At 60.4% G+C, this 22,616-nt stretch carries 19 protein-coding genes; 11 read left to right on the plus strand and 8 right to left on the minus strand.

Annotated elements, in window-relative coordinates; genetic code table 11:
- The first annotated feature begins 65 nt into the window (after window positions 1-65).
- On the plus strand, window positions 66-353 hold the full coding sequence (locus HYPDE_RS12010) for a DUF3572 domain-containing protein (RefSeq protein WP_015598738.1): 288 nt from the start codon (window positions 66-68) through the stop codon (window positions 351-353).
- A 61-nt stretch (window positions 354-414) separates the two neighbouring features.
- Here HYPDE_RS12010 and HYPDE_RS12015 read toward each other — a convergent pair whose 3' ends face one another.
- Window positions 415-1,287 (minus strand): cell envelope integrity EipB family protein, encoded by an 873-nt coding sequence (locus HYPDE_RS12015; protein WP_015598739.1) that lies wholly within the window; start codon window positions 1,285-1,287, stop codon window positions 415-417.
- Window positions 1,288-1,420: 133 nt separating this feature from the next.
- On the opposite strand from HYPDE_RS12015, the gene HYPDE_RS12020 reads away from it, so the two are divergent.
- From HYPDE_RS12020 to HYPDE_RS12040, 5 genes are all read left to right on the plus strand, one after another.
- Complete coding sequence (locus tag HYPDE_RS12020) at window positions 1,421-1,882, plus strand: RidA family protein (protein ID WP_015598740.1); 462 nt, start codon at window positions 1,421-1,423, stop codon at window positions 1,880-1,882.
- A gap of 3 nt (window positions 1,883-1,885) precedes the next feature.
- Window positions 1,886-2,635 (plus strand): glycerophosphodiester phosphodiesterase family protein, encoded by a 750-nt coding sequence (locus HYPDE_RS12025; RefSeq protein WP_015598741.1) that lies wholly within the window; start codon window positions 1,886-1,888, stop codon window positions 2,633-2,635.
- A 132-nt stretch (window positions 2,636-2,767) separates the two neighbouring features.
- A complete protein-coding gene (locus HYPDE_RS12030) occupies window positions 2,768-3,940 on the plus strand; it encodes a GNAT family N-acetyltransferase (RefSeq protein WP_015598742.1) in 1,173 nt (390 codons plus the stop codon).
- A 53-nt stretch (window positions 3,941-3,993) separates the two neighbouring features.
- Window positions 3,994-4,416, plus strand: a complete 423-nt coding sequence (locus HYPDE_RS12035; protein ID WP_015598743.1) for an HIT family protein — start codon at window positions 3,994-3,996, stop codon at window positions 4,414-4,416.
- Between the two features lie 75 nt (window positions 4,417-4,491).
- Window positions 4,492-5,133 (plus strand): NAD(P)-dependent oxidoreductase, encoded by a 642-nt coding sequence (locus HYPDE_RS12040; protein ID WP_015598744.1) that lies wholly within the window; start codon window positions 4,492-4,494, stop codon window positions 5,131-5,133.
- Between the two features lie 75 nt (window positions 5,134-5,208).
- Here the strand turns inward: HYPDE_RS12040 and clpA are convergent, their stop codons facing one another.
- Both clpA and clpS read right to left on the minus strand, forming a co-directional pair.
- Window positions 5,209-7,659, minus strand: coding sequence for an ATP-dependent Clp protease ATP-binding subunit ClpA (clpA, locus tag HYPDE_RS12045; protein ID WP_015598745.1), 2,451 nt, complete (start codon window positions 7,657-7,659; stop codon window positions 5,209-5,211).
- Between the two features lie 7 nt (window positions 7,660-7,666).
- A complete protein-coding gene (gene clpS / locus HYPDE_RS12050) occupies window positions 7,667-8,035 on the minus strand; it encodes an ATP-dependent Clp protease adapter ClpS (RefSeq protein WP_015598746.1) in 369 nt (122 codons plus the stop codon).
- A gap of 667 nt (window positions 8,036-8,702) precedes the next feature.
- Between clpS and HYPDE_RS12060 the strand changes: the two genes are divergently transcribed.
- Window positions 8,703-10,397, plus strand: coding sequence for a D-alanyl-D-alanine carboxypeptidase (locus HYPDE_RS12060; protein WP_041320453.1), 1,695 nt, complete (start codon window positions 8,703-8,705; stop codon window positions 10,395-10,397).
- A 7-nt stretch (window positions 10,398-10,404) separates the two neighbouring features.
- Here the strand turns inward: HYPDE_RS12060 and putA are convergent, their stop codons facing one another.
- Entirely contained in the window at window positions 10,405-13,581 is a 3,177-nt protein-coding gene (gene putA / locus HYPDE_RS12065; RefSeq protein ID WP_015598749.1) for a bifunctional proline dehydrogenase/L-glutamate gamma-semialdehyde dehydrogenase PutA, read from the minus strand.
- A gap of 175 nt (window positions 13,582-13,756) precedes the next feature.
- Here putA and panC point away from each other — a divergent pair, with 175 nt between their 5' ends.
- Window positions 13,757-14,617, plus strand: a complete 861-nt coding sequence (panC, locus tag HYPDE_RS12070) for a pantoate--beta-alanine ligase (RefSeq protein WP_041320454.1) — start codon at window positions 13,757-13,759, stop codon at window positions 14,615-14,617.
- A gap of 162 nt (window positions 14,618-14,779) precedes the next feature.
- On the plus strand, window positions 14,780-16,789 hold the full coding sequence (gene parE, locus HYPDE_RS12075; RefSeq protein WP_015598752.1) for a DNA topoisomerase IV subunit B: 2,010 nt from the start codon (window positions 14,780-14,782) through the stop codon (window positions 16,787-16,789).
- A gap of 138 nt (window positions 16,790-16,927) precedes the next feature.
- Here the strand turns inward: parE and HYPDE_RS12080 are convergent, their stop codons facing one another.
- Window positions 16,928-18,328 (minus strand): fatty acid desaturase family protein, encoded by a 1,401-nt coding sequence (locus HYPDE_RS12080; protein ID WP_015598753.1) that lies wholly within the window; start codon window positions 18,326-18,328, stop codon window positions 16,928-16,930.
- 323 nt (window positions 18,329-18,651) lie between these two features.
- Here HYPDE_RS12080 and HYPDE_RS12085 point away from each other — a divergent pair, with 323 nt between their 5' ends.
- Together HYPDE_RS12085 and HYPDE_RS12090 are read left to right on the plus strand one after the other, a co-directional pair.
- Window positions 18,652-19,323: an aquaporin gene (locus tag HYPDE_RS12085; RefSeq protein WP_041320456.1), complete on the plus strand. Its 672-nt coding sequence runs from the start codon at window positions 18,652-18,654 to the stop codon at window positions 19,321-19,323.
- A 329-nt stretch (window positions 19,324-19,652) separates the two neighbouring features.
- A complete protein-coding gene (locus HYPDE_RS12090) occupies window positions 19,653-21,251 on the plus strand; it encodes a DEAD/DEAH box helicase (protein ID WP_015598755.1) in 1,599 nt (532 codons plus the stop codon).
- A gap of 6 nt (window positions 21,252-21,257) precedes the next feature.
- On the opposite strand, the gene HYPDE_RS12095 is transcribed toward HYPDE_RS12090, so the two are convergent.
- The 3 genes from HYPDE_RS12095 to HYPDE_RS12105 form a co-directional block, all read right to left on the minus strand.
- Window positions 21,258-21,668 (minus strand): TfoX/Sxy family protein, encoded by a 411-nt coding sequence (locus HYPDE_RS12095; protein ID WP_015598756.1) that lies wholly within the window; start codon window positions 21,666-21,668, stop codon window positions 21,258-21,260.
- 20 nt (window positions 21,669-21,688) lie between these two features.
- Window positions 21,689-22,045 carry a HesB/IscA family protein gene (locus HYPDE_RS12100; protein WP_041321252.1) on the minus strand — a complete coding sequence of 119 codons (357 nt, stop codon included), beginning with the start codon at window positions 22,043-22,045 and terminating at the stop codon, window positions 21,689-21,691.
- A gap of 96 nt (window positions 22,046-22,141) precedes the next feature.
- Entirely contained in the window at window positions 22,142-22,615 is a 474-nt protein-coding gene (locus tag HYPDE_RS12105) for an SUF system Fe-S cluster assembly protein (protein ID WP_015598758.1), read from the minus strand.
- Window position 22,616: the final 1 nt, after the last annotated feature.

The raw sequence follows: 22,616 nt of genomic DNA on the forward strand, positions 1-22,616 counted from the left end.
TTGACCTACTTTGACGCCAAAAGGCGTAACCAACAGTTAACGGCAGCGCCGCAAGCAGAACCGTCATGTCACGGCTGAAACCCGAGCGAATCACATCGGACAATGCAGAGGCCATCGCATTAGAGGCGTTGGGCTTTCTGGCGGACGATCCGCAGCGCCTGTCGCGCTTTCTGTCGCTGACAGGCATGGAGCCGGTACACTTGCGCGCAACGGCAAAAACCCGGGAATTTCAAGATGCCGTGCTCGAATACATGCTGGGCGATGAGAGCCTTCTGCTGATGTTCTGCCAGGACGCCGGCATCGACCCCATGGCCATTGCATCAGCCCATGCATTGCTGAACGGGAACCGCTAAACGCCGCAAAACGTCGAGCCGAGTTGCATCGACCCGCGCGTCCCTAGTCCAAGCGAAAGGCTTAGTGGACGCTGGCCGATGCCGGACACTTGCCCGGATCGAGAAACGTCAGCTCCTTGAGCTCACCCTTGATCGCGAACTCACCGTAGTCGATCTTCAGATCGCTCGTTACGCCGTCCTCGAAATAGCGAAACGACAGCTCGTAGGCCGGAAGCTGATCTTCCTGGTCCTTGCCGGCATCGAAATAGCTGATTGACATCGGCCACGACGGAACGCCTGCCAACTTGTCGGCGCCTTTGAAGGTCGGCGACAGCGGCTTGGCACCCGGCGCATACTCGTTCCCGATGGCGGTACTCGTCAGGTAATATTTTTCGCCCTTCTCGGAGCCATCATAGAGATTGGCAGTGAACAGCTTCACGCCATTCTTCGCCGCTTGGACGAGCGTCGATGCGTGCTGCATCGGGAAATAGATATCGTTCGGCAGCGACACGCGCTTCTTTGAAGGCTTGACGAGATCGACGCCGACGACAGGCGTCGAACCTTTCGATCGCGCAGCGTCGCCCTGGCTCGCGTCCGCCAGCTCATCATTCTGGTACTGGGTCGATGAAAATCTGAGCTTCTTGCCATCGGCGTCTTCCCAGCTCGAATTCCTGAGATCGCTGAGCGTTTCGGTTCCTTCCTGATTGGTCATCACCGTTACGAAGCGCATGTTCTGCGTGTAGCCGTCGCACTGGGAACCGTTCAGCTCATAGACCATCCGGCCTGAAACGCCCGACACGCCGGCTCCGGCTGTCGAGTCGGCAAGCGAGAGTTCATAGACTGCGCGGTGCGGCGCAAAATGCACCGGCTCATCGGCCGAGGCCGGATAGCTCCATGCTAAGCCGATGAGAACTGCGAACGCGCTCCGGGTGCTGACTTCAAACCGGCTGGTCATGGACGTTCGCTCACTTTCCCGAGAGGGCGGTGTTTCATAGTCCTCCAATCTAATGGGTCAATAAAGGCATTGCAAAGAGGCGGTTCGGCGGCCCAATCTCACCTCCGAAAGCTGGGAAATCTGGTGTAAAGCGATGTCGGATGTGGAACAGCGCCTTGCGGATCTGGGTCTGAAACTACCGGAAGCTCCGCAACCCGTCGCGAATTATGTGCCTCACATTGTGTCCGGCAATCAATTGTTTATATCGGGACAGATCGCAAAGGACGATGCGGGACGCGTGTTAACCGGCCTGCTCGGAGCGGATGTGTCGATCGAGGACGGTCGCACGGCTGCCCGGTACGCAGCGCTCAGTCTTCTGGCGCAGGCTAAGGCCGCGCTCGGCAGCCTTGATCGCGTCGTCCAGGTTTTGCGGGTGACCGGGTTTGTTGCCTCGGCACCGGGCTTTTACGAGCAGCCGGCGGTGATCAACGGTGCTTCGGACCTGCTCGTCGCCGCCCTTGGCGACGCGGGACGGCATACGCGATCTGCCGTCGGTGTCGCAAACCTCCCGCTCAACACCTGCGTCGAAATCGACGCCATTCTGAAAATCCGCTGAGCCATGCTGGACCGCACAGCATTCCTACGTCCGATTGCGCATCGTGGATTACATAATGCCAAGCGCGGCATCGTCGAAAATACCGCCCCCGCTTTTGAGGCGGCAATCGCGATAGGCTACGGCATCGAGTGCGACGTGCGTCCGGCGGCCGAAGGCCTGCCGGTCGTATTCCACGACGAAGCGCTGGCGCGCCTCGTCGCGGGGCGCGGGCCGGTCGCCAAGGTCACGGAACGGCAGCTTCAATCGCTTCGCCACCGCGTCGGTGGCGCGCCGATCCTCAAGTTTACGGAATTGCTCGAAGTAGTTTCGGGATGCGTTCCCTTGCTCGTCGAGATCAAGAGCGAATGGCAGCCGCCGCAGAAATCGTTTCTCGGTAAGCTTGCAGCGGCGGCATCAGCCTATCGCGGGCCGATCGCGCTGATGTCGTTCGATCCCGCAATCATGACCGTCATTCGAACCCTCGCGCCGAACGTGCCCCGCGGCGTGATATCGGGCAGCTACATCGGTTCCGGATGGTGGTCGCGAAAGATCAGTGCGAAACGCGCGGCGGCGCTGCGTGATCTGCTGGAGTCTGGCCCTGTCGCGCCGGATTTTTATGCCTACGATGTGAACGCGCTCCCGACGCCGGTCACGGAATACGCGCGGCTGGTGCAAGGTCTTCCACTGTTCACGTGGACGGTTCGGACTGCGAAACAACGGCGAATTGCGGCGAATTCGGCCGATGCGATGATTTTCGAGAGTTTCGAGCCCTAGCCTCGCGGGCCTGCCAAATTGCCGCTCTCCGCTGGACATCCTGAACGCGCACCTGATCTGCCCTTGAGCCGCTTTGATCTTCAAGTAAGGCATTGCATAAACTCGTTTCGCTCGGTTCAATTCGCTTAGCTCATGCCGACCTCGTCCGACGCTGTCGTGAAATTCGTGCCATCGATTGCAGCCGTCGACGGACGGCAATGGGACGCTTGTGCAAATCCCCATCCAAAGGTTTTCAATCCGTTTGTCTCGCATGCGTTTCTGAAGGCGCTTGAAGACTCGCGCTCGGTCGGCCGTGGAAGCGGCTGGCTGCCGCGCCATCTCATCCTTGAAAACGAAGACGGCTCGATCGCTGCGGCGGCACCCGCCTACATCAAATCCCACAGCCAGGGCGAATACGTATTCGATCACGGATGGGCCGAAGCCTACGAGCAAGCCGGTGGGCGCTATTATCCGAAGCTGCAGATTGCCGTTCCGTTCACGCCAGTTCCAGGTCCGCGGCTGTTGGTCAAGCCAGGCCCGCGCGCCTGCGCGGACGAGCAGCTTCTCGCCACAGCGGCAATCGAGATCGCGCGCCAGGGCGGGCTTTCGTCCGTGCATCTGACGTTTCTCTCGGCCGATGCCGCCGAGCGTCTGCGAGCGCTTGGCTTCCTGACGCGCACCGGGCAACAGTTTCATTGGCAAAATCGCGACTATGAATCATTCGACGACTTCCTCGCGAGCCTCGCCTCGCGCAAACGCAAAACGATCCGGAAAGAGCGCGAAGCCGCCATCGCGCCGGGAATCGAGATCGAGCACGTCACCGGCAGCGGCATCACCGAAGCGCACTGGGATGCGATGTTTGAGTTCTACATGGACACGGGCAATCGCAAGTGGGGAAGGCCGTACCTCAACCGTGCGTTTTTCTCGGAGCTTGGACGGGCGATGCCGGATAGCTGCCTGCTCGTCCTCGCGAAGCGTAGCGGCCGCCATATCGCAGGGGCTTTGAACCTCATCGGCGGCGATTGTCTTTATGGACGTTATTGGGGCGCCACCGAGCACCATCCATCTCTGCACTTTGAGGTCTGCTACTATCAGGCGATTGATTTTGCCATCCGCCAGAAGCTGGCGCGCGTCGAGGCGGGCGCCCAGGGCGAGCACAAGCTGGCACGCGGCTACCTTCCCGTCGAGACTTATTCGGCCCACTGGCTTTCGGATCCGGGCCTTCATCGCGCCGTCGAGCGCTTCCTGATCAAGGAGCGCGAGATGGTTACGCAATATACTGCCGACTTGACCGAGCTTGGTCCCTATCGCAAAGACGAAGCCTAAGGCGCGTGCGGATTAGGCCGGACGTGCGATAGCAAGCGCGAGCGAGCCTCATCATGTCCTATGATCCAAACAACATCTTCGCGAAGATCCTGCGCGGCGAAATCCCCTCCCATAAGGTCTACGAAAATGCCGATGCCATCGTCTTCATGGATGTGATGCCGCAATCGCCGGGGCACGCGCTCATCCTGCCGAAGGCACCGTCTCGCAATCTGCTCGACGCCGACCCGGCCGTGCTCGCCAAGATCATTCCGCTCGTGCAGAAGGTGGCGGTCGCGGCCAAATCGGCGTTCAATGCCGACGGCGTCAGCATTGCGCAGTTCAACGAGGCTGCAGGCGGGCAGACCGTCTTCCACCTGCACTTTCACATCATTCCGCGTTACGAGGGCCAGCCGCTCAAAACGCACGCCCGCAACATGGAGGACAACGCCGTTCTCGCCGCAAATGCCGAAAAGCTGAAGGCAGCGCTCGCCGGATAGCCAAGGAACTTCGCTCGGCTTTGGAGCTTTCGTCTGATACGCTGGCGCAGTTCGGCGTAGCGGGAGTTTACGCTCATGGCCTTGATCCTTGTAATCGGCGCAAGCCGCGGTATCGGCCTCGAAACGGTGAAGGCTGCCCTCGCAGCGGGACATAAGGTGCGGGCCTTTGCACGATCGGCACCGACAATTGACATTTCCAATCCGAACCTGACGAAGATCACTGGCGACGCGCGCGTGCGAGGCGAGGTTGCGGCCGCCGTTCAAGGCGTCGATGCCGTGATCCATACCGTCGGGATCGCAAGCCTGTCGGAACTGATATTCGGGACGACGCTATTTTCGGATTCGACGCGCGTACTTGTCGATTCCATGCAAGGCGCCAGTGTTCGGCGCTTGATGATGCTGACCGGCGCAGGCGCCGGAAACAGTCGCGGCCGCATCAACTTCCTCTATGACAATGTGATTTTCCCGCTCTTGATGCAGCGCACCTATAACGACAAGGATTTGGCCGAAGACATCGCGATGAAAAGCGGCCTCGACTGGACGATTGTCCGGCCCGGCCTATTAACGAACAGGCCAGCAACGGGACGATACAAAATCTTGAACGAGGCAAAGGACTGGTGCGGCGGATTCATCTCGCGTGCCGACGTGGCGGATTTTTTGGTCAAGCACGTCGACGATGCAACGCTGTTTGGAAAAGCGCCACTCCTGATCGACTGATTGCTGCAAAAAGAAAAGAGCGCAGCTGGTGTGCCGCGCTCTTTCTCATTCCTCATTGCGCCTTTGTCCGCGCAACTACTCTTCTTTCTTTTTGCGCGGCACGCTCGGCACTGCGCCAGTTTCCTTCGGCTTGTCGCCCTTTTCCTTTGGTCCGGGCAGCGCCTTCTTCGGCGTTGCATCGGCGAGCACGGGCTGCGGACCGTCGTCGTCCGTCTCCTCATCCTCGGGCGACCTGACCCGCTTTGACGGATCGAGAGGCAGGAAATCGAACGCCAGCTCGCGGTCGGGACCTTTGCCCTTCACCAGCACCTTGACCGTGCCACCGTTTTCGAGCTTGCCGAAGAGCAGTTCTTCCGCCAGTGGCTTCTTGATGTGCTCCTGGATGACGCGCGCCAACGGCCGGGCACCGAACTTCTCGTCGTAACCCTTTTCGGCCAGCCAACGCGTCGCCTCGTCGGACAGCTCGATCGACACGCTACGGTCGGCGAGTTGCGCCTCAAGCTGGAAGATGAACTTCTCAACGACCTGCGCGATGATCTCCGGCGAGAGGCCCGAGAACGGCACGATGGCGTCGAGACGGTTGCGGAACTCGGGCGTGAACAGCTTTGTCACCGCTTCGGTATCCTCGCCCTCGCGCTTCTGCCGATTAAAGCCCATCGGCGGCCGAGCCATGTCGGAGGCGCCCGCGTTCGTCGTCATGATCAGCACGACGTTACGGAAATCGACCGACTTACCATTGTGGTCCGTCAGCTTGCCGTGATCCATCACCTGCAACAGGATGTTGAACAGGTCAGGGTGCGCCTTCTCAATCTCGTCGAGCAGCAGAACGCAGTGCGGATGCTGATCGACGCCATCGGTCAAGAGGCCGCCCTGATCGAAGCCGACGTATCCTGGAGGCGCGCCGATCAGGCGCGAAACCGTGTGCTTCTCCATGTATTCCGACATATCGAAGCGCAAGAGCTCGACGCCCATCAGATTGGCGAGCTGCTTTGCAACCTCGGTCTTGCCGACGCCGGTCGGGCCGGAGAACAGGTAGCAGCCGATCGGCTTCTCCGGTTCGCGGAGGCCTGCGCGGGCCAGCTTAATGGCGCTCGACAGAGCTTCGATTGCCTTGTCCTGGCCAAATACCAGCCGCTTCAAGTCGCGATCGATATGGGCGATGACTTCCGCATCGTTCTTGGTGACGGTCTTCGGCGGGATACGAGCCATCACCGCGACCGTCGCCTCGATCTCCTTGGTCGTGATCTTCCGCTTGCGCCTGCCTTCCGGCAGCAGCATCTGCGACGCGCCCGTCTCGTCGATCACGTCGATCGCCTTGTCGGGAAGCTTGCGGTCGTGGATGTACTTGGCCGACAGATCGACCGCCGCCTTGATCGCTTCGTTCGTATACTTGACCTTATGATAGTCCTCAAAGACGGACTTCAGACCTTTGAGGATTTCGATCGTATCTTCGATCGTCGGCTCCTTCACGTCGATCTTCTGGAAGCGGCGAACGAGGGCGCGGTCCTTTTCGAAGTGTTGGCGATATTCCTTGTAGGTCGTCGAACCGATGCAGCGAAGCGTGCCTGACTGGAGCGCCGGCTTCAGTAAGTTCGACGCATCCATCGCGCCGCCAGAGGTCGCGCCGGCGCCGATAACGGTATGGATCTCGTCGATGAAAAGCACAGCACCCGGAAAGGCTTCGATCTCCTTCATCACGGCTTTGAGGCGTTCCTCGAAGTCGCCGCGATACCGCGTGCCGGCGAGCAGGGCGCCCATATCGAGTGCAAAGATCGTTGCGCCCTTCAAGACGTCCGGAACCTGACCGCTGACAATCTTGCGTGCCAAGCCTTCGGCAATGGCCGTTTTGCCGACGCCCGGGTCACCGACAAAAAGCGGATTGTTTTTCTGGCGGCGGCAGAGCACCTGCACGGTGCGCATGACTTCCTGCTCGCGGCCGATCAGCGGATCGATCTTGCCGTCGCGCGCCTTCTTGTTGAGGTTCACGCAATAGGTATTCAGTGCGTCACCGGGCTTTCTCTCTTCGCCCTCAGCCGCCGAAACGTCGTCATCGACGCCACGGACCGTGCGCGGCTCGAACATGCCAGGACGTTTCGCGATGCCGTGCGCAATATATTGAACAGCGTCAAACCGCGTCATTTCCTGCTCTTGCAGGAAATAAGCGGCATGGCTCTCCCGCTCGGAAAAAATGCCGACGAGTACGTTGGCGCCGGTCACTTCCTCTCGGCCAGACGTCTGCACGTGAACGATGGCGCGCTGCACAACCCGCTGGAACGAGTTCGTCGGGTGAGCATCCCGCGCCGACTTCGAAACGATCGGTTTGAGCTCAGTATCCAGGTACTCGATCAGGCGGGCCCGCAGCTGCTCAAGATCGACCGAGCAGGCGCGCATGACGGCCGCTGCATCGCGATCGTCAACGAGCGCCAGCAACAGGTGCTCGAGTGTTGCAAACTCATGGTGGCGCACATTCGCGTATTGCACCGCGCGGTGCAGCGAAGCCTCGAGATTCTTGGAGAGCGATGTCAATCGAGTCCTACTCTTTCTCCATGGTGCACTGTAAAGGGTGGCCATGTTGCCGTGAAAAGTCCATGACCTGCGTCACCTTGGTTTCAGCGACCTCGTACGTGTAGACACCACAAATTCCGACGCCTTTGTGGTGAACATGCAGCATGATGCGCGTCGCGTCTTCCTGTCCTTTGTTGAAGAAGCGCTGCAGAACAAGAACGACGAACTCCATTGGCGTGAAGTCGTCGTTGAGAAGGAGAACCTTGTAGAGGCTCGGTTTCTTCGTTTTCGGCCTGGTTTTGGTGACGATGCCCGTCTTGGAATCGCCATCACGGTCATCGCGACCCGGGTCGTTCGGCGGGTCGTTGCTTCCTGCCAGCCGGATTGGTACAGACATGGACAATCTTCTCGTCGTCATCTCCCGCCTCAAGGAAGTCCCGAATCCCTCTCTCCTCCGGAATCTAATCGCCAATACGGACACGGGCGAGGCAGAAAAGCTACGCTCCACTGCCCAAATACGTGCCCAGATGGCCACCAATGCGTTTCGCCAAATATCCAAGGGAACGCGCCCACACCAAATTAAGATCACAATATAGGCACGGCTGCCGGCAAAAAACAGAATGAGCAAAGCGATTGCGCAGCTGCACTTGCGAGAATTTTTCTGCCTCTCACCTGGCTCCATCGACACACACCATTTGTAAGTATCGAATATCCAGGCGAGCGCGGCCGGACGGCGCAGCAGCCCAAAGTTGAACGCTTCCATGCCGCTATGCCCCGTTGCTCTCGGCCCGCTCCGGCCACAATTCGCGTGCGCCGTTCTGGAACGGCCGATTACCCTAATTTTACCGCGTTCTTTAACGTTACCGCAGGCCCTCCCGACTACAGTTTATAAGGCATCTTGAGGCGCGGATCGGTGCGGCTGCGCCCAAAAGGTGCCTAAAAACAGTGCTCTGCTGAAAATTCAAGGCGGGGCTAACGCCGTGGGAGCCAAATCCGGCAAACCCGCGGCACAAAGGGCACTCAAACAACCCGCCTCCTTTCCGGCGGCCAGAGGGATTAGCGTCGTGTTCCGACGGGCGTTTGCGTTTGCGCTCCTGTTTCTGGCGTTGGCCGGGATTTCCGTGCCGCGAGCCAATGCTGCAACGAACAAGCATGCCGCCTTTGTCGTGGATGTGAATTCCGGGGCGGTTCTGCACAATGACGACGGCGACGCCATTCGCCACCCGGCTTCCCTCACAAAGATGATGACGCTGTATCTGACATTCGAGCTGCTTGAGAGCGGCCGTCTCAAGATGTCGGACATGATCACAATCTCGGAGCACGCCGCGAGCGTCGCTCCGTCCAAGCTCGATCTTAAACCTGGCGATCAAATTTCTGTTGCCGACGGAATCAAGGCGATCGTCACGAAGTCCGCCAACGACATCGCGGTCGCCCTTGCCGAGAAGATCGGCGGCACGGAAGCCAACTTCGTCCGGCTGATGAATACCCGCGCCCGTGAGCTCGGGATGATGAAATCGCACTTTGAAAATCCATCGGGCCTTCCCGACGACGATCACGTCTCGACGGCGCGCGACATGGCGACCTTGGCGCTGCACTTGATGGACGATTTTCCGGGCTACTATACGATCTTTGCGACCCGCACGTTTACGTATCGCGGCAAGTCGTACCGCAATCACAATACGATGCTGAACACGTTTGCGGGCGTCGACGGCATCAAGACCGGGTACACACGCGCGTCGGGGTTCAATCTCGTCACGTCGGTTCATCGTGGCGGCCGTCATCTCGTCGGCGTCGTTTTCGGCGGATCGACTGCCGCGTCGCGAAATGCCGAGATGCGCGTCCTTTTGACAAAGGCGTTCACGCGCGCCTCGACCGCCAAAACACGCAAGCCGATGCTGATTGCGAAGCTCAGGGGCGGGCCGAAGATTGCATCACGCCCGGCGTCCCGCGATCCGAAAACACGAGATGTCGCCGTCGCCGAACCGGAGGGGCGCCCCGCAAAATCGCCGCGGCGCGTTGCGGGTATCGGAAACCGCGAAACGCCAATTCAGATATTCAAGGTCAAGCACGTTCCGCTCGCCGCAAAACCGGCTGCTGCATCTGCGGACGAGACGACAGACATGCAAGATACCGACGGCCCGGCAGAGACGGGAGCCGTTCAGACGGCGAATGCCGATCGCAATGCGGATGCCGGTTTTCTCGCCGCTGCCGAACGCCTTGGCCGACGCGCGGAAATGTTAGGCGCTTCGGACAGGGTTCCTGCCACTGAGCCCGCCCCTATCGCAAAGCCTGTCGCCTTTGCTCCAGCGTCGGCGCCCGTGGCCGCGGCTGAGCCTGCTCCCATGCCGACGGCGCCAGCCAATCGGGCCCCCTCATCTCCCGCGCCCCGCCAACGCGGACTGCCGCCCTCGACACTCAATGCACAGGCCTCGGCATTGACCGGGGGACCGGAGCCGTCGCCACCTCCGGCACAATCTGCGCAGCGGCAAGTGACGCGCATCAGCGCAACGTCCGGCGGCTATGAGGTTCAGATCGGAGCCTATGGCTCGATCGCCGATGCCCAGCGTGCGCTCAATTCCGTGCAGGATCGCGCCAAGCGACTGCTGGCCGGCGTTCCGTCGGTCACGCATCCAGGGACCGTTAACGGCAAACAGATCTTTCGCGCCCGGTTCGCGGGTTTTGACGCGGACCGCGCCGCATCGACATGCACCGAGCTTCGCCGCAAAGGCGTCGACTGCTTCGTGATGGCCGGCCAATAGGGTCGGGCTAAGCCTTGCCGCTCAACAGCGTGTAGTTACCGCCCGTTGCGGTGATATCGGTCGAGCGCGTGCGTTCCGTTGCGAAACGCAAAAGATAGTTTGGGCCGCCCGCTTTCGGGCCGGTTCCGGAAAGACCTTCGCCACCGAACGGCTGGACACCGACGACGGCGCCGATCTGGTTACGGTTGATGTAGAGATTTCCCACACGCGCATTCTCGGCAACGTACTGGGCGACGCTTTCGATGCGGCTGTGGAGCCCGAGCGTCAGGCCGTAGCCGGTAGCGTTCAAGGCGGCGACGACTTTGTCGAGCTGATCGCGCTGGTAGCGGATCATGTGAAGGATCGGCCCGAAAACTTCGTGGTCGAGCTTAGCGAGACGGTCAATCTCGAAGAGCGCGGGCGTGACGTATGTGCCAGCGCGACAGGCTTCGGGCATTGCAAGGTCGACGATCTCGCGGGCCTCGCGCTGCATGCGGACCTTGTGACTTTCGAGCAGATCCTGCGCCGTCTCGTCGATCACGGGACCGATGTCGGTCGCGTAGTCGAGCGGATCGCCGACGTCGAGCGCCTCGATAGCACCGGCAAGCATCGAACGGATCCGCGACGCGCTTTCATCCTGGACGAACAGGATGCGCGCGGCGGAGCAGCGTTGTCCGGCGCTGTCGAAAGCCGAGCGGACGGCGTCACGGACCACCTGCTCGGGCAAAGCGGATGAGTCTGCGATCATCGCGTTGATACCACCCGTCTCGGCGATGAAAGGAATGATGGCACCGCGTCTGTCAACGAGCGTCTTCTGGATTGCCCAGGCCGTCTCGCCGGACCCCGTGAAGACAACGCCCTCGACACGCGTATCCTTGACGAGCGCTTCTCCAAGCTTTCCGCCACCCGTGACCAAGTGCAGGACATCGCGTGGAATCCCGGCCTCGTGCAGAAGCTTCACTACCAGATAACCCGAAATCGGCGTCTGCTCTGCCGGTTTTGCGATCACCGGATTTCCGGCCGCAAGGGCTGCCGCAATCTGGCCCGTAAAAATCGCAACCGGAAAATTCCAGGGCGATATACAGGCGAAAGTCCCACGCCCCCGAAGCGTCAAGGTGTTTTCTTCGCCGGTCGGACCGCGCAGCCGGATCGAGTTTGATAACAATCGCCGCGCCTCGACCGCGTAGTAGCGGAGATAATCGACCGCCTCGCGGAGTTCGGCCTGAGCCGCATCGAGCGTCTTGCCGGCCTCGCGGATGAGCGCGGCCAACAGCGTGGCGCGATCTCTTTCGAAAAGATCCGCAGCCGTTTCGAGGATGCGGGCGCGTTCGGCTGCTTCCGTTCGCTCCCAGTGCGCCGACGCATTGCGCGCGCTGGTAATCGCATCTTCGAGATTTTGGGGCGTTGCAAGCCGGACTGTACCGATACGCTCGCGATGATCGTGCGGAGAGACTGCCAATGCCGCCGCGTCTCCGGCCGTCGTGGCATTGCCGTTGACGATCGGACCCGCCGCGAAAGGCGTTTTCAAGGCCTTGCCAATGTCGGAAAGCAGCGTGCGACGGACACTGACTTCGACAAGCGGCAGCCCGGCGCTGTTCTTGCGCTCGGGGAGGTAGATGTCACGCGGGCGTGTGAGCAGCGTTGGACGGTCGCCGGACGTATATTCGCGATCCGCAATCTCGACGGGATCGGCGATGATTTCCGATACCGACGTTTCATCGTCGCCCAGCCGGTTGACGAAAGATGTATTGGCGCCGTTCTCAAGCAACCGACGAACGAGATAGCCCAGCAAATCCTCGTGCCCTCCGACGGGCACGTAAATGCGGCACGGGCGTCCGAACTGACCGACGCCGACGATCTGCTCGTACAGCGCTTCGCCCATGCCATGCAGGCGCTGGTATTCGAATTCGACCGCGCCGCCCGCCACGGAAGCCGACGCGATCGCGTGGGCGTTGTGGGTCGCGAACTGCGGATAGAATGCAACTGGCTCCGAAATCAAAAGGCGCATCGCCGCGAGGTAGGACACGTCCGTATGCAGCTTGCGCGAGAATACCGGATAATCTTCAAGGCCGCGTTCCTGCGCCCATTTGATCTCACTATCCCAATACGCGCCTTTGACGAGCCGCACCGGAATGCGCTTACCGGTCTGCTCCGCCAGCCTGCGGAGCCAGCGGATGAGCGGGATTGCACGCTTGCCGTAGGCCTGAACGGCGAGGCCAAGACCGTTCCAGTTGTCGAGCTGCGGATTGACCAACGTCTCGCCGAACATCTCGGCAGTAACTTCGAGGCGATCCTGTTCCTCGGCATCGATGGTCAGGCCAAGACCTTTTGCTCGCGCTGCGCGCGCTATCGTCAATAGGCGGGGAGCGAGCTCGGCATGGAGGCGCGTTTCCTTGCCGGGCTCGAAGCGCGGATGGAGTGCCGAAAGCTTCACGGAAATCGACGGCCGCTCGAAAATCGCGTCGACGTTCGTGGCGGTAAACGGCGGCGCAGCAGTTCCGACCGCATCGATGGCCGCCATATAGCGCTGGAAATAGCGCTCGGCGTCGCGCTCCGAACGGGCTGCTTCTCCGAGCATGTCGTAGGAAAAGCGGTAGCCCTTCTCCTCAAGGGCGCGGGCGCGCGACAACGCACCTTCGATCGTCGAGCCCAAAACGAATTGCTCGCCCAACAGCCGGACGGCTTGGCGCACCGCAAGGCGGATAGTCGGTTCGCCCGAGCGCGCGACGAGCCGTTTCAGCGCCTGCAACGGATTGGCGCCTTTGGCCTCCTTGAGCTTTACGATACGCCCTGTCAGCATCAAGCCCCAGGTCGAGGCGTTGACCAGCAGGCTGTCGGAATGGCCGCGATGTTTGTCCCAGGCGCCGCCCGAAACTTTGTCGGCAATGAATGCATTCGCCGTTTCGGTATCGGGAATTCTGAGCAAGGCCTCGGCGAGGCACATCAGAATGACGCCTTCGTCCGTCGCCAAGCCATATTCATGCATGAAGGCATCGACGCCGGAATGGTCGGCCTTGTTGGCACGTGCGGTGTGCACGAGCCGACGCGCGACGTCCGCGATGCGACGGCGCTCGTCCTCGGCAAAGAACGCACGCTCTATCAAGGCGCCGACGAGCCTCGGCTCGTCTGTCAAATATTGCGCGGAAAATTCGTCCCGAGGTGGGAGAACGCGCTCTAAATCCTCACGCCGCAATGCCGCGACCATGTCCAACCCGCTGTATCCAGGCGCTGCCCGACGATTCGCCTGCCGGACGAGCATAGCAGATCGCGAAAACGTCCGCCGCCCTGCTCTCGACGCAGCCAGCGTCCAATTCTCTTGACGGCTTGCCACGTCTGGAGGCAGGAACTGCCTCGATTCTCAACAGAATAAGGCGCGCCTCGTGAGTCATTCCGTAAAAGTCGTTTCCACCGTTCGGGACCTGAGGCACGTCATGGCCGACTGGCGCCGCGCCGGCAAAACGATTGCCCTCGTTCCGACAATGGGGGCGCTGCATCCGGGACACATATCGCTGGTCAGGCAAGCCAAGGAAAACGCGGACAAGGTGGTCGTCTCGATCTTCGTCAATCCAACGCAATTTGCTCCGCACGAAGATCTGGCTCGCTATCCTCGTGACGAAGCCGGAGATTTGGCAAAACTTAGCGAAGCCGAGGCGGATCTCGTCTGGAGTCCGAGCGTCGACGAGATGTATCCGGCGGTTTTTTCGACGAGCGTCAAAGCTGGCAGCGCCGCGGCCGATCTCGAAGGCGCCTTCCGGCCGCACCATTTTGACGGCGTCGCGACTGTCTGTGCCAAGCTCTTCAACCAAGTGACGCCCGATGTCGCGATCTTCGGCGAAAAAGATTACCAGCAACTCGCGGTGCTCCGGCAATTGGTCGACGATCTCAACATGCCGCTAAGGCTTATTGCTGCGCCGACTGTCCGCGAGAAGGATGGCTTGGCGCTTTCATCGCGCAACGCCTATCTGTCGGAGAAGGAGCGCGCCATTGCGCCGGCGCTTTATGCAACAATTTCGGAGGCCGCCGCACAAGTTGCGGCCGGAACGCCATTCACTGTCATAACTACGGATGCAACGGCGCACCTCGCCGAAGCGGGATTCACGAAAGTCGACTACGTTGAGATTCGCGACGCCGCGACGCTCAGCGCGGTCGTGTCGCCCGGAAAACCGCTGCGTATTCTTGCCGCCGCCTGGCTCGGCAAGACGCGGCTTATCGATAATATCGCGGCCGCAAGCCCGTCCTAAGTGGCGCTTCGGCAACAAAGCTCATCGGGCGTGGTGGCGCCGGGCGCGGCTCGGTCTATAAGGACGTCTCCAAGATTCGCCTCAGCGGTTCTGCTGTCGTGCGTCAGGCCGCTTCGGATTTCGACGGTGTGCCTGTCGGCGTGACATGATTGAGGACTGCCCATGGGCCGATCGCAGATTGATCTCTTTTCGGAATTCGACAGCGAAATGACTGAAAAATCGTCGCGCGCCCGTAAACCCGTGGAAAGCACGGGTTACAGCGAGCATGATATCGAAGTGCTCGAAGGCCTGGAGCCCGTTCGCCGCAGGCCCGGCATGTACATCGGCGGCACGGACGAGAAGGCGATGCATCACCTTTTCGCCGAGGTGATCGATAACTCGATGGACGAGGCGGTCGCCGGGCACGCGACGTGGATCGACGTCGAGCTTTCCGCCGATGGGTTTCTGGCCGTGACCGACAACGGCCGCGGCATCCCGGTCGGGCCATATCCAAAAAATAAGAGCTTGAGCACGCTCGAAGTCGTCATGACCGTGCTGCACGCCGGCGGCAAGTTCGACTCGAAAGCGTACAGCACGTCGGGCGGTCTGCACGGCGTCGGCGTTTCGGTCGTCAACGCGCTTTCCGAAACGCTCGAAGTGCAGGTGGCGCGCGATCAGCAGCTTTATCGCATGGTTTTTTCGCGCGGCATTCCGCAGACGAAGCTCGAAAAGCTCGGCTCGATCATGAACCGGCGCGGCACGAAGACGCGCTTCCGGCCTGACGAGAAGATTTTCGGCAAGGGCGCCGCATTCAAGCCGGCACGGCTTTTCAAGATGGCACGCGCCAAAGCCTATCTTTTCGCGGGCGTCGAGATCCGCTGGAAGTGCGCGCCGGAACTCATCAAGGACGACACGCCGTCCGAGGCTGTTTTCCATTTCCCGGGGGGTCTCGCCGATTATCTGACGGCTTCGATCGATGGCCGGACGCGCGTCACGAAGGACATCTTCGCGGGTCGCATCGAGAAGGAAGGCGGCCACGGGTCGGTCGAATGGGCCGTCGCATGGATCTCCGATGAAGATGGGTTCTCGCTCTCCTATTGTAACACCGTGCCGACGGCTGAAGGCGGCACGCACGAGAACGGCTTGCGTCAGGCGCTCTACAAGGGACTTCGAGCCTACGGCGAACTCACCGGAAACAAGAAGGCGCAGCAGATCACGTCGGAAGACGTGATGGGCACGGCTGCCTCGATGCTGTCCGTTTTCATCCGGGAGCCGGAATTCCAGGGCCAGACGAAGGACAAGCTCGCGACCACCGAAGCGACGAAGATCGTCGAAACGGCGGTGCGCGATGCCTTCGATCATTGGCTCGCGGATTCTCCGCAGCAGGCGACGAAGCTGCTCGAATGGACGGTCGACCAATCGGAAGATCGCCTCAAGCGACGGCGTGAAAAGGAAATCGGCCGGCAATCCGCGACGCGCAAGCTGCGCTTGCCGGGCAAGCTTGCCGACTGCTCGATTCAGCAGGCCGCGGGCACGGAAGTCTTTATCGTCGAAGGCGACTCGGCCGGCGGCAGCGCCAAGAGCGCGCGCGATCGCGAAACGCAGGCCGTGCTGCCGCTGCGCGGTAAAATCCTGAACGTGGCGAATGCGTCGTCCGCGAAGCTCTCCCAGAACCAACTTCTGGCCGATCTCATTCAAGCGCTCGGTGCGGGCACGGGCGCGAAATATCGTGACGAAGATCTGCGCTACGAGCGCGTTATCATCATGACTGACGCCGATGTCGACGGTGCGCACATCGCGTCGCTGCTCATCACATTCTTCTATCAGGAGATGCCGGAACTGATCGAAAACGGACATCTCTTTCTTGCGGTGCCGCCGCTTTACAAGATTTCCGACAAGTCGGACGTCGCCTATGCGCGCAACGAGGCGCACCGCGATCAGCTTCTCGAAACGCACTTCAAGAACAAGAAGCCCAAGGTCACGCGCTTCAAGGGCCTTGGCGAGATGGATTTCAAGGACCTCAAGGAAACGACGATGGACAAGCGGCGGCGGATGCTGTTGCGCGTGGCGATCGGTGAAGGGGAACGCGAGGGCTTATCGGAAGTCGTGAATTCACTGATGGGATCGAAGCCCGAGGCACGCTTCCGCTTCATCCAGGAGCGCGCAGCGTTCGCGAAGGACTTGGACATCTAAACGGCTATCACCACACTCCATGGCCGGCTCGACCCGGCCATCCAGAGCTAACCGGCAAATCTGGTAATCTTGCTCTGGATGGCCGCCTCGGAGGGCGGCCATGACGTGTTTGGGGTGTTCATCCGATGTCGAGAGTCGCTACCGGCCCTCGTTGAGGGAGTCCCTGTTTTCGCGCTCGATGGCGTCCGGGTTCCTGACCTTTGCATATTCGAGCGTATCGGCGTCGATATATGCCTCTTCCAACCCTTTCGGCGCATACTTGTCGCCCAGCACCTCGATGACCGTCGGATTTCGGCCGCCAGCGTCGCCATGCGGCGAGTTGAAGTAGCCTTCAACCACCACACCTTTCTCGCGATATTCAGGGTCCTGCAGCAGCAGCTCGTGCAGGCCGTGCAGCTTGTAGTGCGGGACCGACGCGTAGATGTGATGCGGCAGGTGATAGTCCATGCCGAACGGAAACACTGCGTAACGGATGAACGGATTGACGAGGAAGACGCGCGAGTTCGTATAGCGTCCGCGATCGGCATTTCCATGCTGCACCCATTGGCGCATGATCATGAACAGCGGGAAGGTCGTGAATAGCGGCGCCACCCAAAGCAGCCCGAAGTAGCGCCAAGCCTGGCCCCAGCCGACAACCTCGATCGCAGTCAGCGCCGCATAGAGGATCGCCATATACACGATCCGGCTGATGTTCGTCGTTCGATGCGAAATTACCGTTTCGACGTGAGCATGCGGAAGCTTGTCCTCGTCGAGGCGCGCAAAGTAGGTAATGACCACGGCCGTCAGGAATCCGAGAACGGCAAACGCCCAGGCACCATGGCCCGATCGAACCAATGGAATAACCGCCGCAGGCGCGATTATCGCGTACAACACCCCGGCCAGTGTCGGCAGCCGCTCGCCCCGCCGTTCGCGATCGACGTAAGGATTGTTGACGGTTCCGAGCGCGCTGTAGCGGGCTCGCGCAATCGTGTAGCGGAACAAATTCGGAAGCCATATCTGCTTGCCGAGGGCGCGCAGCATCTCGAAGTGGGTGATCGGAAAATCGAGGTCGTGGCCGCTGTCATGCAATTGTGCCCAATCCGGATCGCGCACAGGGTCATTGATGAATTGATGATGCGCGAGATGATGCAAACGGAATTGGAAGGTCGATGTATAGATCGGAAATGCCGCAAGCCAATCGGACGCGAGCTCGTTCAAAATCTTGTTCTCGAACAGGATGAAGTGCGTACCCTCGTGGATGACGCCGCCGAACTGATGCTGCGAGGCGCCGATCACAGTTATGGCGGCAATCGTTGTCGGGATATCCCACCACCAGCCAAGACCTTCCACGTCAACAAGGTGATAGCTCCAGATCGTGAATCCGATAGCGAGCGCAATCACGAAGTAGACAAATCCGATATGATAGAAGTTCGTATAGTTGTCGCGCTTCTTAAGCTCGCGAATAGCCTCGCCCCGGCGTACGCCTTTCGGCCGAGCCGCATCGGGCGCCCTAGCCGCTTCAGTCGCCAGTTCGGTTTTCGCTAAGGCGTTTGCATTCATCTATCGAAAACCTCGGTCTAGCCGCCCGTCAGAATTGCCTTGTGCACGCGGCGGTTACGAGACACCCCGGCACAAGGCCGGTTGCTGAACGCAAGTTACTCTTCCGGGCGCCGTTCGGAAAATCAAATCAGTTAATATGACGAATAAGCAATTCTCGATTTGTGACCGGATTCCAACGCTTTTTTCCGTAATCTGATTTAACTGTGATGTGGCTCGCCCGGCTCGCTCGACAAACCGACGTCAGCTAGGATTGTTCCGCGCCACAGCGATTCGGATCAAGCGAACGCAGGTGCATAGAGACATTGCCTGGGGGAAAATTTTGCATGAATAGCAGAGCACTCGCTGCCGAAGCTTTTGGCACTTTTATGCTTATGGCGTCCGTTCTCGGGGCCGCCTTCTACTCATTCGGAGCGCCAGCGGGCGCTGCCGGTATCCTTGGCGTCGCGTTGTCGATCGGCTGCACCGTCATGGTTATGGCATTTGCGGTGGGCCACATCTCAGGCGGGCACTTCAACCCAGCTGTCACGCTCGGCCTTGTCGCAGGCGGCCGGTTCGAGGCGAGCAAGGCTGTGCCCTACATTATCGCCCAAGTTATCGGTGCCTGCGCCGCCTGCGGGATTTTTTCGCTCGTCGGCCATACTGGCGCGAACTTCGCAGCGAACGGCTATGGCGAACTGTCGATGCTTAAGGCGAGCCTGTCTCAGGTCTTCATCCTCGAGACTGTGCTGACGGCCTTTTTCGTTCTCGTCATCATGGGCGTAACGCGCCCGAACGGCCCCAGCCTGCTGGCGCCGCTAGCAATCGGCCTGACGCTCACCGCCATTCACCTGATGGCGATTCCGATCTCGAACGCTTCCGTAAACCCGGCCCGGAGCTTAGGCTCGGCTGTTTATGCGGGCGGCGAGGCGCTGTCGCAGGTTTGGCTGTTCTGGGTTGCGCCAATCCTCGGCGCCATCATCGGAGGCGTCTTCGGCAGGTGGCTGCTCGAAGACTGATCGAGCGCGGTCGCGTTGACGCGGAGCGGGCTTTCCGGTGCCCGCTCCGCCCCTGTTCGGCCTTAGGGATTAGCTATCCCCTACCCGTGACAGAAACGCGCGGCCGGAAGCCGCGAAACCACCGAGTTTCCCTTGCACTTCGGATAGATGTGTGCGAGCACGCGGACGTGCCGGAGCGCAGGGGATCGAATTTGCGCTTTTTTAGCTTATTGATCCGCACTCCCATTCGGCTTTGGACCTTTTTCGGCACCCGTCCCCCTGCGCTCTCGATCGACCGTCTGGTGCCTTGCACCGGACTCCTAGGGTTGTGCAGATGGAGACGTTGACTATTGGACAGCAAGACGTTCGCTGACCTCGGGCTTTCGCCTAAGGTCCAGGCGGCAGTTACGGCCGCTGGGTATGTTAATCCTACCCCCATTCAAGCCGCCGCCATTCCGGTTGCCCTAACCGGTCGTGACGTTCTCGGCATCGCCCAAACGGGCACAGGCAAGACGGCCTCTTTCGTCCTTCCGATGATCACCCGCCTCGAGGCGGGCCGGGCGCGAGCCCGAATGCCCCGCTCGCTGATCCTGGCCCCGACGCGCGAGCTTGCCGCTCAGGTCGCGCAGAGCTTCGAAAAATACGGCACCAATCATAAGCTGTCCCTGGCGCTTCTGATCGGCGGCGTCTCGATGGACGATCAGGTGAAGAAGCTCGACCGCGGCGTCGACGTCCTGATCGCGACGCCTGGGCGATTGCTCGACCATTTCGGGCGCGGGCGCGTCATGCTGATGGGCGTCGAAATTCTCGTCATCGATGAAGCTGACCGCATGCTCGACATGGGCTTCATTCCGGACATCGAAAAAATCTGCAAGCTGCTGCCGCCGCGCCGCCAGACGCTGTTCTTTTCCGCCACCATGCCGCCCGAGATCACGCGGCTCGTCGATCAATTCCTGAAAGACCCGATGCGCATCGAAGTCGCCAAACCCGCGACGACGGCGAAGACGATTACGCAGCGGTTCGTTTACTGTCAGAATGGCGAAGACTGGGCGAAACGCGAAATGCTCCGCGAACTCATTCGCGACGGCAACGTCAAGAACGCCATCATCTTCTGTAACCGCAAGCGCGATGTCGCGGTGCTCTACAAATCGCTATCCAAACATGGGTTCAATGCCGGAGCGCTGCACGGCGACATGGACCAGACGAGCCGCATGGATACGCTCGACAAGTTCCGAAACGGCGAGATCATGCTGCTTGCCGCTTCCGACGTCGCGGCACGCGGCCTCGATATTCCGGATGTTTCGCACGTCTTCAATTTCGATCTACCGTGGGCCGCAGATGACTATGTCCACCGCATCGGACGCACCGGGCGCGCGGGGCGCGAAGGCTACTCGGCGTCTCTCGTCAGTCCGGACGATTTGAAATTCGTCGCCGACATCGAGAAGGTTACTGGCGAAACGGCAATCTGGCTCGGCGACCCGCCAAGCGAGGAAGACATTGCTGGCGCCGGCAAAAGGCGTCGGGGCCGTGGCGGACGCGGGGCATCTCAAGGGAAATCAGGCCGGCCGCACAATGGTCGCGAAGCCCGAAGATCCGAACCCAAGAAAGTCAACGGCGTTGTCCATCACCATGGTGAGCGCGAAGGCAAGGGCGAGCGTCCTCAGGCGCCCCCACAGCAGGCGAAACGCGAACGCCCTCGCGCGAACAACGAGCAGGCACCACGAGACAAATCTCAAAAGTCCGCCCCCCGTCCGCGCGCAGCCGACAGCTGGACAGACGAGCCGAAGGCGCCGCGCCGCAGCCCATCGGGCGAACATGTTCCAAGCGCCGAGCTGGTTCGCAAACCGCAACAGGCCCCCAAGGGCGACAATCGTGTTGGTTTTGCCGAGAACATCCCGGCGTTCATGCGCAGACCCGCGCGTCCGGTGAAAGTACCGGGCCGAGGCTAAAGGTTTTTAGCGTTTTGCCGGTTTCGGGTGAGGTCTTTGAGCGGCGAGTGCCACGGTCGTCGCCCGTTGCTTGCGTTCTTTTGCGGCGTTGACGTCGCGAGCGGCAGCGATCGCGCCCTTAGCCCAGTCGCGAAGCTCATCAGGATCATCGAGCAGTCGCTCCGGCACGCGCCAGTACGAACCGAGCTGTGACGGTCCCTTTTTCGTTATGTATGTGAAAGGTCGTGAGCGTTCAGCCTCGAAGTCCAGGCGGGTTGCGTCGGATGTCCTGAAATAAATGACGCCATCGTCGATAATGGCGAAGAAAATTCCATCGAAATAGACGCCGACACCACCGAACATGCCACGGCCGCTCACGGTACCGAGCCGGGTCAACGCGTCTTTCAGGATATCGAGGAGATCGTCATTCGCGGACACGGGCTCTCCTCTGCCGGGTCCTAGTGGTCGGTGGGAGCAAAGCCTTCGGGGACTGCCGGTTCGATATTGACGCTCTCGCCACAGCCACAGGCACTCTTCTGGTTCGGGTTGTTGAACACGAACTGGGACGAAAGCTTATCCACCTTGAAGTCCATCTCGGTGCCGAGCAGGTACATGATCGCAGCCGGGTCGATCAGGACGACGGCGCCCTTCTCCTCGATCACCTCATCGAATTTGCCGATCTCGTCGGCCCAGGTCATCGTGTATTCCATGCCCGCGCAGCCGCCCTTCTTAACGCCGATCTTCAGCGCCTTGACGCCCGGCTTTTGGGCAACCAGAGACGCAACGCGCGTTGCTGCAGCGTCGGTCAGCGTCATGACCTTTGGCATCATTCTAAGCGAGGGCACTCAAGCCTCCGTGGTTTCGAGTCGAGGACTAATATATGGGTATTCGAGCGACAAAGGCGAGGTACCTCAAAACATCCCGACGGCAAGGCGGGCTTCATCCGACATCCGGCTTTGATCCCAAGGCGGATCAAACACGATGTTGACCTTCGTCTGGGCGATGCCCGCTACGGCGCTCACGGCATTTTCGACCCAGATGGGCATTTCGCCAGCGACCGGGCAACCCGGCGCCGTGAGCGTCATGTCGATGACGACGTTCCGGTCGTCGTCGATCTCGACCTTGTAGATTAATCCGAGTTCATAGATGTCGGCCGGGATCTCGGGATCGTAAACCGTCTTCAATGCCGCGATGATATCGTTCGTCAGCCTATCGATTTCTTCCTGCGACAATCCCGCCGAAGCTGCCGGCGCTTGAGCTTCGCCGCTCGCTTTTGCAGATGCGGGCGCAGTGCCGCCATCAGGAGGCGTCACGGGCGGAGCATCCAACGATTCAACTGCTGTCTTCAGAGCTTCGCGCTCCTCAGTCCTTTGCTTCCCTTCCATT

It is taken from the genome of Hyphomicrobium denitrificans 1NES1, assembly GCF_000230975.2.
GTDB lineage: Bacteria > Pseudomonadota > Alphaproteobacteria > Rhizobiales > Hyphomicrobiaceae > Hyphomicrobium_B > Hyphomicrobium_B denitrificans_A.